The sequence below is a fragment of the Microbacterium sp. GQ128 genome, assembly GCF_059758615.1.
Window position 1 is genome coordinate 639,450 of sequence record NZ_JCAXDY010000003.1, and the last position, 15,789, is coordinate 655,238.

Genomic DNA, 15,789 nt, shown 5'->3' on the forward strand with positions numbered 1-15,789 from the left:
GGCGGGATTCAGGCAGCGGTCGGTCGGGATCCTCGGGGGAGGAGAGCCCGGCCACCGGCTCTGAGAGGGGAAACGGGGCCGCCGATCTGGGGAACGGCGGCCCCCCACCCTGAACAGGAACGACCGGAGAGCGCAGGGTTGCGCGTCGCGCGATGCTCTGCCGCCTCTAGGCAAGCAGCCGTGGTCCCGACCACACTCGTGCGACGCGCAGCTCGGCATCCAGCAGCACGGCATCTCCGAGCATGCCGACGGCGAGCCCGCCGAGTTCGGCCGAGCGGCCGATCGCCCGCGCCGGCGTCGCGGTGAGAGCCCGCACCGCCTCTGTGAGCTCCACGCCCGCGGCCACCGCGCGTCGCAGCGCCACATCCTGAGTGAGGGTCGAACCGGCGATCGAGCCGGTGTCATCCGCTCGGGCCACGCCGTTCTCGACCGTGACACCGACCGCTCCGAGGTCGTAGTGGCCGTCGGCGCTTCCGGCCGCGGCCATGGCGTCCGTGATGAGAGCCACTCGGCCGGGGGCGGAGTCGAAGACCAGCTTGACGACGTGCGGGTCCAGGTGCACGTCGTCGGCGATCGCCTCCAGCACCACCCGATGATCGGCGGCGGCGGCGAGCACCGGTCCGGGAGCGCGATGGTGGATGCCGGGCATGGCGTTGAACGCATGGGTGAGGATCGACGCGCCGGCCTCGAACGCGGCCACGGCCATCGCCGCGTCGGCATCGGTGTGACCGACGGCTGCCGCGGATCCGGCGGCAACGATCTGCCGGATCGCATCCAGTCCACCGGGGAGTTCGGGGGCGATCGTCACCTGGCGGACCGTGCCACGGCCGGCATCGAGCACCCGTGCGACGTCGGCCGCGACCGGGTGGCGCAGGAGCGTAGGCTCGTGCGCGCCGTGGTGACCGGGGTCGAGGAAAGGCCCTTCGAGGTGCGAACCGAGGATGTCCGCGTCGGTCTCGGTCAGGTCCGCGATCGTCGCGACGCTGCGCGCGAGCGCGTCGATCGATGCCGTCACGAGCGACACGACCGCTCGGGTGGTGCCGTGCGCGCGGTGCAGATCGCGCCCGGTGCGAATCGCGTCCACCCCGTCGTCGAACGATGCACCCGCACCGCCGTGTCCGTGGATGTCGATGAAACCCGGGGTGAGCAGGGCGCCGGGGCCGGCTTCCGCCGCCGCATCGACGACCGCATCGGCGGGCGACCAGTCGGTGCCGGTGCCGCGAGCGGTGACGATGCCGTCCTCGATGCGGATCCAGCCGTCTTCGGTGACCTCGCCGCGATCGATGATCCTGGCCGAATGGATGACCAGCGAACCGGTCGCGGAGGAGTGGGTGCTCAACGTTCGCTCCAGGGGATCTCGTCTGCGGGGTGGAAGTCGACCCCCTCAGCCTTCCACAGCGGCGCGAGCGCTCCGACCCGCACGCGGAAGGACTCCCAGACCCGCTCGGGACCGTGCTGCGGCGACCATGCCACCTCTGCCTGGGCGGCTGCGCGGGGGAAGACCAGCTGCTCGACATCGCCGAACGTGCGCGTGGTCTCGGACCACAGCGGCGCCTCGACGCCGAGGATCGCGGCATCCGGCACGTCGAGGACGGCGGTCGGCTCCCACTCGTAGGCTGACCGGACATCGATGATCGCAGCCCACGTCAGTCCGAGGGGGAAGTCCTCGGTGTACTTCATGTCGAGGTAGGTGACGTCCGCTGCGGACATGATCAGTGCGCCACCGCGCTCGACGAAGTGCGCGGCCTCTTCGGCATGGGTGCCCTCCGGGGTCGTCTTGCCCCAGTACTGCCCGACCGTTCCCTCGGCGATGTTCGCCGCGGATCCCATCTCGTGCCACGCGACCGGGGTCTTGCCGGCCTCGACGACGATCGCGGTGGCACGCTCGGCGAACAGGTCGAAATCGGCCTGCGGGGTGCCGAGCGACTCGTCGCCACCGACGTGGATGTACGGACCCGGGGTCATCTCCGCCAGCTCGCGCACGACGTCGCGCACGAAGTCGTACGTGCGCTCCTCGTGGATGCGCACGCTGGAGTGTCCGACCCCCCAGCCCAGGTAGCTCTCGCCGGCGACCGGCAGCGCCTGGTCGAGGCGTTCCGAATCCGCGATGAGGTTGTCGTTCATGACGGGCTCCTCGACGAGCTCCGGGTAGGCGACGCCGATCGCGTGCGTGTGACCGGGGAGGTCGATCTCGGGGATCACGATCATGTGGCGCGAGGCGGCGTACTCGACGATCTCGCGGTAGTCGTCCTTCGTGTAGAAGCCGCCGGGGTCGCCGTTCGCCGACGTGGCGGCGGACAGCTCGGTGAGCTTTGGCCAGGAATCGATGTGCACGCGCCACCCCTGGTCGTCGCTGAGGTGCAGGTGCAGGTGGTTGAGCTTGAGCGCGCTCGTGCCGTCGATGAACTTCTTGACGTCGTCGACGCCGAAGAAGTGCCGTGCCACGTCGAGCATCACTCCCCGTCGGGCGAAGCGCGGAGAGTCCGCGACATCGGCTCCCAGGAGCGCCCAGCCGGAGTCGTCCTGACGGAGCAGCTGCAGCAGGGTCTGCACGCCGTAGAACAGTCCGGCCTCATCTGCGCCGACGATGACCGCACGATCGCCGATCTCGAGCGTGTAACCCTCCGGCGCCGACGAGTTCGGGTCGACGAACAGCTCGATCTCGGCGGGGGCCTCGTCGGCGACGGAAAGACGGATGCCGGTGCGGCGCTCGACCGCGTCGATCAGCTGGGCGGCGGCGGGGGAGGAGCCGAGCACGCGCGTCGTCGCGGTGACCGGCATCCGCCCTTCTCGTGCGATGGCGGACACGGGCGCGGGCACGAGCGGAAGAGGATGAGGAAGGACCATGAACAAAACGTACCGGTCAGCGCGGTCGAGTGGAATGGGAGAAGTCGAATCGATTCTGCAGCGGGGGGTCGAAACGTCCGTGTCCGCCGCCTCCGGCATCGGCTATGCTCGTAACCGTCGCGACTGGCGTCTGGGTGGACTACCACCGGGGAGCGACTGACCACGGAATTCGACCGCGCGCCTGGGCCGATTGGAACACCCCTTTCGAATCCGTCGTCAAAGGAGCATGTCACCATGACCGACCGTTACTTCAACGCCCCGCTCGCCGAGGTCGACCCGGAGATCGCCGAGGTCCTCGATCGCGAGCTGAAGCGTCAGCAGACCTTCCTCGAGATGATCGCCTCGGAGAACTTCGTTCCCGTCTCGGTGCTGCAGTCGCAGGGCTCCGTGCTCACGAACAAGTACGCCGAGGGCTACCCGGGTCGCCGCTACTACGGTGGCTGCGAAGAGGTCGACGTGGCGGAGTCCCTCGCGATCGAGCGGGCGAAGAGCCTGTTCGGCGCCGAGTTCGCGAACGTGCAGCCGCACTCCGGTGCATCGGCGAACGCCGCTGTCCTGCACGCGATCGCGCGCCCCGGCGACACTCTGCTCGGTCTCTCGCTCGACCAGGGCGGCCACCTCACGCACGGCATGAAGATCAACTTCTCCGGCCGGCTCTACGACATCGTCGCGTACGGCGTCGACCCCGAGACCTCGACCATCGATATGGCCGAGGTCCGTCGCCTCGCGCTCGAGCACAAGCCCAAGGTCATCATCGCCGGCTGGTCGGCCTACCCGCGCACCATGGACTTCGCGGCCTTCCGCGAGATCGCCGATGAGGTCGGCGCACTCCTCTGGGTCGACATGGCGCACTTCGCCGGTCTGGTCGCGGCGGGTCTGCACCCGAACCCGGTTCCTCACGCGCACGTCGTCTCCTCGACCGTGCACAAGACGATCGGCGGCCCGCGCTCCGGCTTCATCCTCACGAACGACGCCGAGCTCGCCAAGAAGATCAACACCGCGGTCTTCCCCGGGCAGCAGGGCGGCCCGCTCATGCACGTGATCGCCGCCAAGGCGACCGCGTTCAAGCTCGCCGGCACCCCGGAGTTCAAGGAGCGTCAGGAGCGCGTGCTGCGCGGTGCGAAGCTCATCGCCGAGCGCCTGTCGCAGCAGGACGTGAAGGATGCCGGCATCGCGGTGCGCTCCGGCGGCACCGACGTGCACCTGGTGCTCGTGGACCTGCGCGATGCCGAGATCGACGGCAAGCAGGCGGAAGACCTCCTGCACGACATCCACATCACCGTGAACCGCAACGCCGTCCCGAACGACCCGCGTCCGCCGATGGTCACCTCGGGTCTGCGTGTCGGCACCCCGGCGCTCGCGACCCGCGGCTTCGGCGACGCCGAGTTCACCGAGGTCGCCGACATCATCGCCCTCGCGCTGCTCCCCGGTGCCGATGTCGTGGCGCTGCGCGCCCGCGTCGACGCTCTCGCTGCCGCGTTCCCGCTCTACCCGGACCTGCAGCAGTGACGGCGAAGATCCTGGACGGGAAGGCGGCCTCCGCCGCGATCCGTGCCGAACTCACCGAGCGCGTCGCCGCGCTGAAGGAGCGGGGCATCACGCCCGGCATCGCGACGGTGCTCGTGGGCGCAGACCCGGCATCGCAGCTGTACGTGGGCATGAAGCACCGGCAGTCCGAGGCGATCGGGATGAACTCGATCCAGCGCGAGCTGCCGGCGGATGCCACCCAGGCCGAGGTCGAAGCACTGATCGACGAGCTCAACGCCGACCCCGCGTGCCACGGCTACATCGTGCAGCTGCCGCTGCCGAAGCACCTCGACACCGATGCCATCCTCGAGCGGATCGACCCTGCCAAGGATGCCGACGGCCTGCACCCGACCAACCTCGGCCGGCTCGTGCTGAACGTCAACGGTCCGATCCACACGCCGCTGCCCTGCACGCCTCGTGGTGTGATCGAGCTGCTGCTGCGCAACGACTACGACCTCAAGGGCAAGCACGTGGTGGTCGTCGGCCGCGGAGTGACCATCGGCCGCTCCATCGGGCTGCTGCTCACCCGCCGCGACCTCAACGCCACGGTCACGCTCACGCACACCGGCACCGTCGACATGCCGCGGTACCTGCGGGAGGCCGACGTGATCGTCGCCGCCGCCGGTGTGAAGCACCTGATCCGCGCCGAGGACGTCAAGCCCGGTGCCGCTGTGCTCGATGTGGGCGTCACCCGCGAGAGCGATCCGGAGACCGGCAAGAGCCTGGTGTTCGGCGACGTCGCGCCCGGAGTCGCGGATGTCGCGGGCTACATCTCACCGAACCCCGGAGGTGTCGGTCCGATGACCGTCGCCCTGCTCATGACGAACGTCGTCGAGGCGGCGGAGCGCCTCGGCTAGCCCCCTCGGGGCACCGCAGATACGCACGACGTCGCAGGAATCGGTGAGATTCCTGCGACGTCGTCGTCTGACTGCGGCGTGAGGCCGGTCAGCCGAGTTCGTCGAGCATCCGGCGCTGCTCGGGCGTGAGACCGTCACTCAGCTCAGCGCGGGCAGCGCGTGTCTCAGGGGACTCCGGTGCGGTGGTGGTCGTGGAGGTCGTCGCGGGTGCGGACTTCGAGCGCCCGCCCTTCACACGCGCCTGCACGGAGTCGTAGATCTCCGCGGTCTTGGCCTGCATCCGGTCGTCGATCTGGTCGTAGATCATCCAGCCGAACAGCAGGGCCAGCGGAGGCAGCACGAATGCCCACAAGCCCGAGGCGCGCACACCGCTGAACCACACCGTGAGCACCCAGATGATGAGCTCGACCAGATAGACGAGGACGTACTGGACGATCTTCTCGCCGGTCTTGGTGCGCTCGGCGGCCGATTTCGCCGCGGACCTGCGGAAGGCTCCGGCGAGCAACGGCTTCACGAACAGGGCGGCGAGGGTCAGGATCACCGAGGCCCACAGCGCGTTCCATCCCACGGAGACGCCGGGCAGCAGTAGGCCGATCAGGAGCAGCACTGCGACGTTGAACACGTAGAGCGCGACGAACCGGACGATTCCGTTCTTCATGCGACCAAGAATCCCACAGATCACGTTCGCGCGGCCACGTCGAGCGGCCCTCGCGAGCGGTCAGTTCTGCGCGTGCAGCGTGCTCTCGATGCCGCTGATGCGGGCCTGCTCATCGAACCGGAACGTGGCAGTACCGGAGGAGTCCGAGACGGAGGCGCCCGAGAAGGCCTCATCCGTCCAGGTGAGCGTCCAGCCGGCGAGCCTCGCGAGATCCCAGACTGCGGTGCGCGCGTCGGGCAGGTCCGCGCCGGCGAGCACCCGGGGGAGGGCGACGACCGCGTCGGCGACGGTGAGCGGTGCGAGCGGCGCATCGAGCAGGAACACCGCGCGGGTGCCGTTGCCGACGGGGGCTGAGTAGTACGGCGAGCGTCCGGTCAGCTCGACGGCCACCCCGCCGACCGTATGAGCTGCCTGCGCGATCCACTCGTCGTCACCTGCTCCCTCGGGGAACGGCACCTCCGAGGTCGTCAACTCCGCGATCCCGTGCTCGGTGCCGTATGCGTGCAGCTGAGCGGCGACGCCCTGCGGGTCGCCGCTGGGGTGCGCCCAGGCCCACAGCAGCGAACGGGGTCCCGGCGCGATCGTCGCGATCAGGTGTGCGCGGGTGACGAGCTGCCGCGAGGGGTCGTCGTTCGCCGTGAAGGTGAGCGTCCCCGCAGCCATGTCCGCGTCCCAGCGGTGCTCGCCGAGAGCATCGGCGGCGGCGGCGAGGGCGTCCTGTCGGAGTGCGACGAAGAGGGCGGCACGGTCGGCGAGGGGCTGGAGAGCGGCGAAGGTCATGCCGACAGTCTCGCCGGAAACGCTATGAATCCGCTAGCTCACGGGGATGCGCCGGGTGTTCGAATCGCGCGAATGGTCGGTGAGGAGACCCGTATCGAACCGTTCGCGCGATTCGAACGGTTCAGTAGCTCGCGCGCGCCGCCCCGTCCGCGGCGATGAAGCGGGCGGCCAGTGCCTCGGATGCTCGGGCGAGCAGGGCGACGTCGGCTCCCACCGCGACGAAGTCCGCGCCCGCGGTGAGGTAGGCATCGGCGGCGACAGGGTCGAACGCGTTCACGCCGACGGCCTTGCCGGCAGCCTTGACAGCCGCGAACACCTTCTCGACGGCCGCCGTCACGTCGGGATGGGTCTGCTGACCCAGGAGCCCCATCGATGCGGAGAGGTCGGACGGTCCGACGAAGACGGCATCCACGCCGTCGACCGCGGCGATGTCGGCTGCGGCCTCGACCCCTGCGGCCGTCTCGATCTGCACCGTCAGCGAGACATGCTGCGCGGACTCCTGCAGGTACCGGTCGACGCGGTTCCACCGGGCGCTCCGGGCGAGGGCGCTTCCCACTCCGCGCACGCCCTCCGGCGGGTAGCGGGTGGCGGCGACGGCGGCGCGGGCCTCGTCGGCGGAGGAGACCATCGGCACGATCAGGTTCTGTGCCCCGAGATCGAGGATCTGCTTGATCGCGACCGTGTCATTCGACGGCACGCGCACGAGCGGCGCGATCGGATAGGCGGCGACGGCCTGCAGCTGCTGCAGGACGGACTCGAGCGTGTTCGCCGAGTGCTCCATGTCGATCAGCAGCCAGTCCAGCCCGGACCCTGCGGCGACCTCCGCGAGAAGCGGGCTGCCGGAGCAGACCCACATGCCCACGAACGGGTGATCGGAGTCCGCGAGCTGCTCGCGGAAGGAGGGGTCTAGACGAAGCGGCATGCGATTGTTCCCATCGGTCCGTAATCGCACAGCACTTCATCGCCACGCGACACCCACATCGGGCGCGTGAACGATCCTGCCAGGATGATCTCCCCGGCTTCGAGACGCGCGCCGTGCTGATGGAACTTGTTCGCCAACCACGCGACGCCGGTGGCAGGGTGGCCGAGGACTCCGGCGGCGACCCCGGTCTCCTCGATCTCGCCGTTGCGGGACAGGACGCCCGGCACCCAGCGCAGATCGATCTCGTCCGGCCGACGATGTTCTGTGCCGAGCACCATCGCTCCGTACGCGGCGTTGTCGCTGATCGTGTCGACGATCGTCCGCCCCTCGAGCTCGATGTGGGAGTTGAGCACCTCGAGGGCAGGGACCGCGTAGTCGATCGCCGCGAGTGCGTCGTCCAGCGTGCAGTCCGGCCCCTCGAGCGGGTGCTTCAGGACGAACGCCAGCTCGACCTCGATGCGCACGTTCGAGAAGTGGTCGACCGGGATCTCGGCGCCGGACTCGTAGACGGTGTCGTCGAACATCACGCCGTAGTCCGGTTCGGTGATGCCCGTGGCCTGCTGCATCGCCTTGGACGTCAGGCCGATCTTGCGCCCGACGAGCCGGCGACCCGCGGCGAGGTTCTGGTCGCGCCAGACCCCCTGGATCGCGTAGGAGTCCTCGACGGTCGCCTCCGGGTACCGGGCGGTGATGCGCGGGATCACGCTGTGCGTGCGGTCGGCTTCGGCGAGCTCGGCCGCGATCCGCGTGATGGTCTCGTCTGACAGCATCCGTGCCTCCTAGAGCTGGTGGCCGAGCTTGTACTCGCCCTGCTTGTACTCAGGCATGTCCTTGTCGTCATCGGCACGGGTGTATGAGAAACCGTCGGCGCCGATGGTGACGGCCATCTCGCTCGAGTCGGTGCGCGCGACGACGGGCTGCGGGTTGCCGTCGAGGTCGAGCACGAGCGAGGCATCCGTGTACCAGGAGGGGACGACGGGGTTCCCCCACCAGTCGCGGCGCTGGTTGTCGTGCACGTCCCACGTGACGACCGGGTTGTCCGGGTCGCCGGTGTAATAGTCCTGCGTGTACACCTCGACACGGTGGCCGTCGGGGTCGCGCAGGTACAGGTAGAACGCGTTCGAGACGCCGTGTCGGCCGGGACCCCGCTCGATCGAGTCGGAGCGGCGGAGGGCGCCGAGCTTGTCGCAGATCGCGAGGATGTTGTGCTTCTCGTGCGTGGCGAAGCACACGTGGTGCATGCGGGGGCCGTCGCCGCCGGTCATGGCGGTGTCGTGCACGGTGGGCTTGCGGCGCATCCAGGCGGCGTAGACCGTGCCCTCCTCGTCCTGGATGTCTTCCGTGACGCGGAAACCGAGGTCCTGCATGAACCCCACGGCGCGCGGCACGTCGGGGGTGACCTGGTTGAAGTGGTCGAGGCGCACCAGCTCGCCGGGGATGTGCAGGTCGTAGCGCCACGACATCCGCTCGACGTGCTCGGTGGCGTAGAAGTACTCGTACGGGAAGCCGAGCGGATCGACCACGCGGACGGAGTCGCCGATGCCCTTGACGAACCCGTTCTCGTTCCGGCGCACGTCGCAGCTGAGCTCCGTGTAGAACTCGACGGCGCGGTCGAGGTCTTCGGGCGTGCGTACCCGGTACGAGAACGCGGCGACCGCGGCGAGGGATCCCTTGCGCAGCACCAGGTTGTGGTGGATGAACTCCTCCGTCGAGCGCAGGTAGATCGCCTCGTCGTCCTCCTCGGTCACGTACAGACCCAGGATGTCGACGTAGAACTGACGCGACGCCGCGAGGTCGGTGACCACGAGCTCCATGTATGCGCAGCGGAGGATGTCCGGCGGCGTGCTCTTCGGCGTCGCCACGGGGTTCTCGGAGCGGATCGGCGCCTCCTGGGAGACGTAGAAGCCGGAGGAGGTCAGGGTCATGTCTTCGCGGTGTGTCATGTCAGCGTCCTTGCGTGAGGTTCCGGTCGCACTTTGTGTCGCATTCGCGCCGGCGAGGCGACAGGAAGTGCGACCGGAACGAGACAGTGTGGTCAGTTCTTGCCGAAGGTCGGGTTGTGGGCGGGGCCGAGCGTGATGTGCACGCTCTGCTGGTCGGTGTAGAAGTCGATCGAGCGGTAGCCGCCCTCATGACCGAGACCCGAGGCCTTCACCCCGCCGAACGGAGTGCGCAGGTCGCGCACGTTGTTGCTGTTCAGCCACACCATGCCCGCTTCGACCGACTGCGCGAAGTTGTGCGCGCGCTTGAGGTCGTTCGTCCAGATGTACGCGGCGAGCCCGTACTTCGTGTTGTTCGCCAGCGACAGCGCCTCCTCGTCGGAGTCGAACGGCGTGATCGCGACGACCGGGCCGAAGATCTCCTCCTGGAAGATCCGGGCATCGGGGGAGACGTCGGCGAACACGGTCGGGGCGACGAAGTTGCCCTCCTCGAAGCCCTCCGGACGACCGCCGCCGGCGACCAGGCGCCCCTCGGTCTTGCCGATCTCGACGTAGCTCATCACCTTGTCGTAGTGCTCGGGGTGCACGAGCGCGCCGACCTCGGTGGCCGGGTCGTGCGGGTACCCGACCTTGACGCGCTTCGCCTGCGCGGCGTAGCGCTCGACGAACTCCTCGTAGATCGAACGCTCGACGAGGATGCGGGAGCCGGCGGTGCAGCGCTCGCCGTTGAGGGAGAAGACGCCGAAGATCGTGGCGTCCACCGCGGCCTCGAGGTCGGCGTCGGCGAAGACGACCGCGGGCGACTTGCCACCGAGTTCCATCGACAGGCCCTTGAGGAACGGAGCGGCGTTGCCGAAGATCAGCTGTCCGGTCGAGCTCTCGCCCGTGAACGAGATCAGCGGCACGTCGGGGTGCTTCACGAGCGCGTCGCCGGCGTCTTCGCCGAGGCCGTTCACGAGGTTGAAGACGCCCTGGGGGAGCCCTGCCTCTTCGAAGATTCCGGCCCAGAGGGATGCCGAGAGCGGCGTGAACTCGGCGGGCTTGAGCACGACCGTGTTGCCGGTCGCGAGCGCGGGACCGAGCTTCCAGGACTCGAGCATGAACGGCGTGTTCCACGGCGTGATGAGGCCGGCGACACCGATCGGCTTGCGGTTGACGTAGTTCATCTGGCGGCCCGGCACCTTGAAGGCATCATCGGACTGCGCGACGATCAGGTCGGCGAAGAAGCGGAAGTTCTCGGCGGCGCGGCGGGCCTGACCCAGCGCCTGCGTGATCGGGAGCCCCGAGTCGTAGGACTCGAGCTCGGCGAGGCGGGCGTCGCGGGACTCGACGATGTCGGCGATGCGGTGCAGCACGCGAGAGCGCTCGCGAGGGAGCATCCGAGGCCAGGGGCCTTCTTTGAACGCGCGCGTGGCGGCGGCGACGGCGAGCTCGATGTCGGCCTTCTTACCGGCGGCGGCCGTCGTGTAGGTCTGGTTGGTGACCGGGTCGAGCACGTCGAACGTGTCGCCGTCGACGGAATCGACGAACGCGCCGTCGATGTAGTGCTGGATGTGGTCGGGGAGGTCGGCGGGGATGCGCGAATCGGTCATGAGTCTTCTCCGGTCGTCTGGGCGGAAGTCGTCGGTGCGGAAGTCGTCGGTGCGGAACGGGTGTGCAGCGCGTCGAGGAACGCGTCCATCGTGCGCCAGCGGTGGTTGCGGGCGGCGAGTTCGATCTCGAGCGGGTCGGCGCCGGCTCGGATGAGGTCCAGGATCTCGGTGTGCTCTTCGACCGAGTGCTGTGCGCGTCCGGGGATCGACGCGAACGTGGTGTCCCGGATGCCGGAGAGCCGCGACCAGCCGCGGTGCACGAGGTCGAGCAGGTGCGGGTTGGGGCACGGCTCGAACAGCACCGAGTGGAACTGGCGGTTGAGTTCGGTGAAGGCACGCGCGTCGAGGTGGTCGAGCATCTGCGCCATCCGCTCGTTGATGCGGGCGGCTTCGTTGAGGGCGGCCTCATCGAGCAGGGGAGCGGAGAGCGCGGTGGCGCAGCCCTCGACCAGGCCGAGTGTCTGCATCGTGTGCGCGTACTCGCTCTCGTCGACGAGTGTCACCCGCGCGCCGACATTGCGCTCGAACGTCACGAGGCCCTCGGCCTCGAGGCGGCGGATCGCCTCGCGCACGGGGACGACGCTCATCTTGAGGTCTTCGGCGATCGAGCCCAGCACCAGGCGGTAGCCGGGACTGAACATGTGTCCCGTGATGCGCGAGCGGATCCACTCGTACGCGACCTCGGACTTGCTGGCCGCCGTCGTCGTGGTCGTCGCCGTCATCGTTCGCTCCGGCGGGCTGTGGCCTCCTCGTAGCGGGCTCGCCACTCGGCGTTGAGCGGGAACAGGCCGTCGACGGGGTGGCCGGCGGCGACCTGCTCGGCGATCCAGGCGTCTTCGATCTCCTGCGCGACGGCGCTCGCCGCGACCTCGGCGGCCAGGGCAGGGGGGATCACGATCACGCCGTCGCTGTCGCCGACGATGATGTCGCCGGGCTGCACGGTCGCGCCGCCGCAGGAGATCGTGACATCCACGTCCCACGGCACGTGCTTGCGGCCGAGCACCGAGGGGTGGGCGCCCTGCGAGAACACGGGGAGTCCGATCTCGGCGACCGCGTCGAAGTCGCGGACCCCGCCGTCGGTCACGACGCCGGCAGCACCACGGGTTTTCGCGCGGAGGGCGAGGATGTCGCCGAGGGTTCCGGTCGTGGCGTCCCCTCGGGCTTCGATGACGATGATCTCGCCGTCTTCCACCGCGTCGAATGCGCGCTTCTGGGCGTTGTAGCCGCCCCCGTGCGTGGCGAAGAGGTCTTCGCGGAACGGCACGAACCGCAGCGTCTTCGCGGTGCCGACGATCTTGCGGCCGGGGATGTTCACCGACACCCCGTCGATGAAGCAGGAGAGGTGTCCGCGCTTGCGGAGCTGTGCGGAGAGTCCGGCCGTCGGAGCCTCGAGCAGCTGGGCGCGCAGCTCGGGCGAGAGGCGTGAGGGGTCAGGAATCGCCGCGTCGGCAGGGGTGCGCGCGTCATTCTGCGACCCCTCACCGGTGGGGGGCGCGAGCCCGGCGGCCTCGGCCGAGCCCCAGGCCTCGGTGCGCTGCAGGTCGTCGACCGCGGGGAGCGAACCGAGGTCGCCGTCGAACGGGACATCGCCCTGAGTCACGGTGGTTACGAGGCGGCCGGACGTCGGGGCACCGGGGGCATCGGGGGCGTCCACCTCGACCTCGACGACATCGCCGGGGACGATGACCGAGGAGCCGGCGGGGGTGCCCGTGAGGATGACATCGCCCGGTTCGAGCGTGAAGTGCTGGGACAGGTCGGCGACGAGCTGCGCAAGTGGGAAGATGAGCCCGGCCGTGGTGTCGTCCTGGCGGAGCTCGCCGTTGACCCAGGCGCGGACGCGAAGGGCCGCCGGGTCGACCGTGCGGGCATCGATCAGGTCGGGGCCGAGAGGCGTGTAACCGTCGCCGCCCTTGGATCGGACGTTGGAGCCCTTGTCGTTCGCGCGCAGGTCGTACAGTCCGAGGTCGTTCGAGGCGGTGACCCACCCCACATGAGCCCAGGCCTCGTCGAGCGAGACGCGGCGGGCGGCGGTGCCGATCACGAGCGCGATCTCGCCTTCGAAGGCGAGCAGTTCGGTGCCGGCCGGTCGCTCGACCGTGCCGCCGGAGAAGCCGACGGAACTGGCCGGCTTGAAGAAGTAGGAGGGGGAAGCGGGGCGCCTGCCGCGCTGGTCGGCGCGGGACGCATAGCTCAGATGAATCGCGATGATCTTGCCGGGGCGGTCGATGGTATCCGTCACGGGGCGCCTCCTCGCGCTCGTCTGCGTTGTCGTGCAGGACGCCTTGTGCGTCGTATTCGAAATCATATATTATCGGTTCACCCCTCGGCAAGCACTCCGGATCCGCATCCGCTGCACGCCGTGACAATGCGGTCACAACCAAAGGAGACACCCCATGAGTGGGCAGTCACAGGGTGGGTTCACGCCCACCGGAACCATCGCGACAGCGGCCGATCGGCGCCGCGTCGTCTTCGCCACCGTCGTCGGCACCACGGTCGAGTGGTACGACTTCTTCATCTACGCCACGGCGGTCGGGCTGGTGTTCGGCCAGCTGTTCTTCGAGCCGCTCGGTGCGAACAGCGCGCTCGTCGGCTTCGCCACGGTCGGCGTGAGCTTCCTGTTCCGGCCGCTCGGCGCTTTCCTCGCCGGTCACTACGGCGACAAGCTCGGACGCAAGGCCGTGCTGATGTGGACGCTGATCCTGATGGGAGCGGCGACCGCACTGATCGGCCTGCTGCCCACGTACGAGACGATCGGCATCATGGCCCCGATCCTGCTGGTGCTCCTGCGCATCGTCCAGGGCATCTCGGCCGGTGGCGAGTGGGGCGGTGCCGTGCTGATGGCCGTCGAGCACGCTCCGCGCAAGAAGCGCGGCATCTTCGGCGCCTCGCCGCAGATCGGTGTGCCCCTCGGACTGCTGCTCGCGTCCGGGGTGATGGCGCTGATGACCGTGGTGGCTCCCGGCGAGCAGTTCGCCGCCTGGGGCTGGCGTGTGCCGTTCCTCCTCAGCGTGGTGCTGATCCTCATCGGCTACTACGTGCGACGCAAGGTGGAGGAGAGCCCGGTCTTCACCGAGCTCGCCGAGCGCAAGGAGAAGGCGCGGATGCCGATCGCGCAGCTCTTCCGGAAGCACCTGCTGCTCGTGATCGTCGCCGCGTTCGTCTTCGCCGGCAACAACGCGGTCGGGTACATGACAACCGGCGGATACATCCAGGGCTATGCCACCAACCCCGAGGGGCCGATCGGCCTCGAGCGCGGTCCGGTGCTCTGGGCGGTCGCCGGTTCCGCGGTCACCTGGCTGCTCACGACGCTGCTCGCCGGCTGGATCTCGGACCGGATCGGTCGCCGCACGACCTACATCATCGGCTGGGTCATGCAGCTCGTCGGAGTGTTCACGCTGTTCCCTCTCGTGAACACGGGCGAGATCGGCCTGCTGTTCGCCGGGCTTGCGATCCTGACCATCGGCCTCGGCTTCACCTACGGCCCGCAGGCGGCGCTCTACGCCGAGCTGTTTCCCGCGAGCATCCGGTTCTCGGGAGTCTCGATCTCGTATGCGATCGGTGCCATCGCGGGTGGGGCCTTCGCGCCGACGATCGCCACGGCCATCGTGAGTGCCACGGGCTCGACCGACGCGGTCACCTGGTATCTCGCCGGGATGACGGTGCTCGGCCTGATCGCCACGCTCCTGCTGCGCGACCGCTCGGGCATCCCGCTCGGTCCGGACCACGAGGAAGAGCAGTCGGTCAGCCCGATCCGTGGCCTCGCGAAGGTCTGATTCCTTCCGCGCGCTGACCTCGCTCCCGTCGCACTTCCTGTCGCTCTCCGTTGCGGGGACCGACGGAGAGTGCGACGGGAGCGTTCTGCAGTGCGGGGGGAGGCAAAGGCCGGGACGGCAGAGGGCTCAGCCGTCGAGGGCCTCGCGGATGACGGCCGCCGAGCGGTGCAGGCGCGCGGCGATCTGGGCGTCGTCGAGATCCGTCGCGACATGCACCACGGCGATCGCGGCCAGGCGCTGATTGCGCAGGACGAGAGGCACGGCGACTGACTGCACGGTGGGGATGACCTCGTCGTGGCTGGTGGCGTAACCGCGGACCCTGGTCGCTTCGACATCGGCGGACAGTGTCGCGGGCGCGTCGGCGGGCCACTCGCCCACGGGCAGCTGGGCGAGGATCGCCTTGCCGGGCGCACCGACCGTGACCGCGTGCCGCGCGCCGGGACGCTGGGCGACGCTCGCGACCGCGTGCCGCGGTTCGACGCTGGCCAGTGTGATGCACTCGGCGCCGTCGAGCACGGCGAGGAAACACGTCATCCCGAGCTCGTTGGCGATCGCGGTGAGCTCGGGGAGAGCCTCGGCCTGCAGGTCGTGCGCGACGCCGGCCGCGAGGGCCGCCATTCGAGCGCCGAGGCTCACCGCCCCCGCCGCGTCCCGCGTGACGAGCCCGTGGTCCTCGAGCGTGCGCAGCAGGCGATAGGCGATCGAGCGGTGCACGCCGAGACGAGCCGCGATCGCGTCGATCGTGAGGGCGCCGCGCGCGTCGGCGAGGACTTCGAGGATGCGGATGCCGCGACTCAGCGTCTGCGAGGCGGGAGAGACGCTCGGGGTCTCGGGCATGCGTGCGCTCCTCCTTGCGATCGTCAGCGTGGCGGTTTACGCTGTGTTCAATAGTA

General features: G+C 69.2%; 14 protein-coding genes and 1 riboswitch. Of the genes, 3 read left to right on the forward strand and 11 right to left on the reverse strand.

Annotated elements, in window-relative coordinates; translation table 11 throughout:
- Positions 1–166: 166 nt before the first annotated feature.
- Together AC6CHX_RS13140 and AC6CHX_RS13145 are read right to left on the reverse strand one after the other, a co-directional pair.
- A complete protein-coding gene (locus tag AC6CHX_RS13140) occupies positions 167–1,339 on the reverse strand; it encodes an N-acetylglucosamine-6-phosphate deacetylase (protein WP_498273167.1) in 1,173 nt (390 codons plus the stop codon).
- Positions 1,336–2,847, reverse strand: coding sequence for a beta-N-acetylhexosaminidase (locus tag AC6CHX_RS13145; protein ID WP_498273168.1), 1,512 nt, complete (start codon positions 2,845–2,847; stop codon positions 1,336–1,338). Before AC6CHX_RS13145 ends, AC6CHX_RS13140 begins: the two co-directional genes overlap by 4 nt.
- A 109-nt stretch (positions 2,848–2,956) precedes the next feature.
- A riboswitch (ZMP/ZTP riboswitch) is annotated at positions 2,957–3,041 on the forward strand.
- A 40-nt stretch (positions 3,042–3,081) separates the two neighbouring features.
- On the opposite strand from AC6CHX_RS13145, the gene glyA reads away from it, so the two are divergent.
- Positions 3,082–4,356 (forward strand): serine hydroxymethyltransferase, encoded by a 1,275-nt coding sequence (glyA, locus tag AC6CHX_RS13150; protein WP_498273169.1) that lies wholly within the window; start codon positions 3,082–3,084, stop codon positions 4,354–4,356.
- Complete coding sequence (locus tag AC6CHX_RS13155; RefSeq protein WP_498273170.1) at positions 4,353–5,231, forward strand: bifunctional methylenetetrahydrofolate dehydrogenase/methenyltetrahydrofolate cyclohydrolase; 879 nt, start codon at positions 4,353–4,355, stop codon at positions 5,229–5,231. Before glyA ends, AC6CHX_RS13155 begins: the two co-directional genes overlap by 4 nt.
- Positions 5,232–5,319: 88 nt before the next feature.
- On the opposite strand, the gene AC6CHX_RS13160 is transcribed toward AC6CHX_RS13155, so the two are convergent.
- The 8 genes from AC6CHX_RS13160 to AC6CHX_RS13195 form a co-directional block, all read right to left on the reverse strand.
- On the reverse strand, positions 5,320–5,889 hold the full coding sequence (locus AC6CHX_RS13160) for a hypothetical protein (RefSeq protein WP_498273171.1): 570 nt from the start codon (positions 5,887–5,889) through the stop codon (positions 5,320–5,322).
- A gap of 60 nt (positions 5,890–5,949) precedes the next feature.
- The gene (locus tag AC6CHX_RS13165) at positions 5,950–6,669 is read right to left on the reverse strand and encodes a DUF6882 domain-containing protein (protein ID WP_498273172.1); all 720 of its coding nucleotides are present in this window, start codon (positions 6,667–6,669) and stop codon (positions 5,950–5,952) included.
- A 121-nt stretch (positions 6,670–6,790) separates the two neighbouring features.
- Positions 6,791–7,591: an HpcH/HpaI aldolase family protein gene (locus tag AC6CHX_RS13170; protein ID WP_498273173.1), complete on the reverse strand. Its 801-nt coding sequence runs from the start codon at positions 7,589–7,591 to the stop codon at positions 6,791–6,793.
- The gene (locus tag AC6CHX_RS13175) at positions 7,576–8,361 is read right to left on the reverse strand and encodes a 2-keto-4-pentenoate hydratase (RefSeq protein ID WP_136040514.1); all 786 of its coding nucleotides are present in this window, start codon (positions 8,359–8,361) and stop codon (positions 7,576–7,578) included. Before AC6CHX_RS13175 ends, AC6CHX_RS13170 begins: the two co-directional genes overlap by 16 nt.
- 9 nt (positions 8,362–8,370) lie before the next feature.
- Positions 8,371–9,534: a 3,4-dihydroxyphenylacetate 2,3-dioxygenase gene (gene hpaD, locus AC6CHX_RS13180; RefSeq protein ID WP_498273174.1), complete on the reverse strand. Its 1,164-nt coding sequence runs from the start codon at positions 9,532–9,534 to the stop codon at positions 8,371–8,373.
- Between the two features lie 92 nt (positions 9,535–9,626).
- Positions 9,627–11,123: a 5-carboxymethyl-2-hydroxymuconate semialdehyde dehydrogenase gene (hpaE, locus tag AC6CHX_RS13185; RefSeq protein WP_136040512.1), complete on the reverse strand. Its 1,497-nt coding sequence runs from the start codon at positions 11,121–11,123 to the stop codon at positions 9,627–9,629.
- The gene (locus AC6CHX_RS13190; RefSeq protein ID WP_498273175.1) at positions 11,120–11,845 is read right to left on the reverse strand and encodes a GntR family transcriptional regulator; all 726 of its coding nucleotides are present in this window, start codon (positions 11,843–11,845) and stop codon (positions 11,120–11,122) included. Before AC6CHX_RS13190 ends, hpaE begins: the two co-directional genes overlap by 4 nt.
- Complete coding sequence (locus tag AC6CHX_RS13195) at positions 11,842–13,362, reverse strand: fumarylacetoacetate hydrolase family protein (protein ID WP_498273176.1); 1,521 nt, start codon at positions 13,360–13,362, stop codon at positions 11,842–11,844. Before AC6CHX_RS13195 ends, AC6CHX_RS13190 begins: the two co-directional genes overlap by 4 nt.
- A 154-nt stretch (positions 13,363–13,516) precedes the next feature.
- Here AC6CHX_RS13195 and AC6CHX_RS13200 point away from each other — a divergent pair, with 154 nt between their 5' ends.
- The gene (locus AC6CHX_RS13200) at positions 13,517–14,896 is read left to right on the forward strand and encodes an MFS transporter (protein ID WP_136040509.1); all 1,380 of its coding nucleotides are present in this window, start codon (positions 13,517–13,519) and stop codon (positions 14,894–14,896) included.
- A gap of 126 nt (positions 14,897–15,022) precedes the next feature.
- Here the strand turns inward: AC6CHX_RS13200 and AC6CHX_RS13205 are convergent, their stop codons facing one another.
- Entirely contained in the window at positions 15,023–15,733 is a 711-nt protein-coding gene (locus AC6CHX_RS13205; protein WP_498273177.1) for an IclR family transcriptional regulator, read from the reverse strand.
- Positions 15,734–15,789 lie beyond the last annotated feature (56 nt).

Coding starts and splice junctions, on each gene's coding strand:
- hpaE (WP_136040512.1), bottom strand. CDS start 11,123: ATGACCGATTCGCGCATCCCCGCCGACCTCCCCGACCACATCCAGCAC.
- AC6CHX_RS13190 (WP_498273175.1), bottom strand. CDS start 11,845: ATGACGGCGACGACCACGACGACGGCGGCCAGCAAGTCCGAGGTCGCG.
- hpaD (WP_498273174.1), bottom strand. CDS start 9,534: ATGACACACCGCGAAGACATGACCCTGACCTCCTCCGGCTTCTACGTC.
- AC6CHX_RS13205 (WP_498273177.1), bottom strand. CDS start 15,733: ATGCCCGAGACCCCGAGCGTCTCTCCCGCCTCGCAGACGCTGAGTCGC.
- glyA (WP_498273169.1), top strand. CDS start 3,082: ATGACCGACCGTTACTTCAACGCCCCGCTCGCCGAGGTCGACCCGGAG.
- AC6CHX_RS13145 (WP_498273168.1), bottom strand. CDS start 2,847: ATGGTCCTTCCTCATCCTCTTCCGCTCGTGCCCGCGCCCGTGTCCGCC.
- AC6CHX_RS13200 (WP_136040509.1), top strand. CDS start 13,517: ATGAGTGGGCAGTCACAGGGTGGGTTCACGCCCACCGGAACCATCGCG.
- AC6CHX_RS13175 (WP_136040514.1), bottom strand. CDS start 8,361: ATGCTGTCAGACGAGACCATCACGCGGATCGCGGCCGAGCTCGCCGAA.
- AC6CHX_RS13165 (WP_498273172.1), bottom strand. CDS start 6,669: ATGACCTTCGCCGCTCTCCAGCCCCTCGCCGACCGTGCCGCCCTCTTC.
- AC6CHX_RS13160 (WP_498273171.1), bottom strand. CDS start 5,889: ATGAAGAACGGAATCGTCCGGTTCGTCGCGCTCTACGTGTTCAACGTC.
- AC6CHX_RS13170 (WP_498273173.1), bottom strand. CDS start 7,591: ATGCCGCTTCGTCTAGACCCCTCCTTCCGCGAGCAGCTCGCGGACTCC.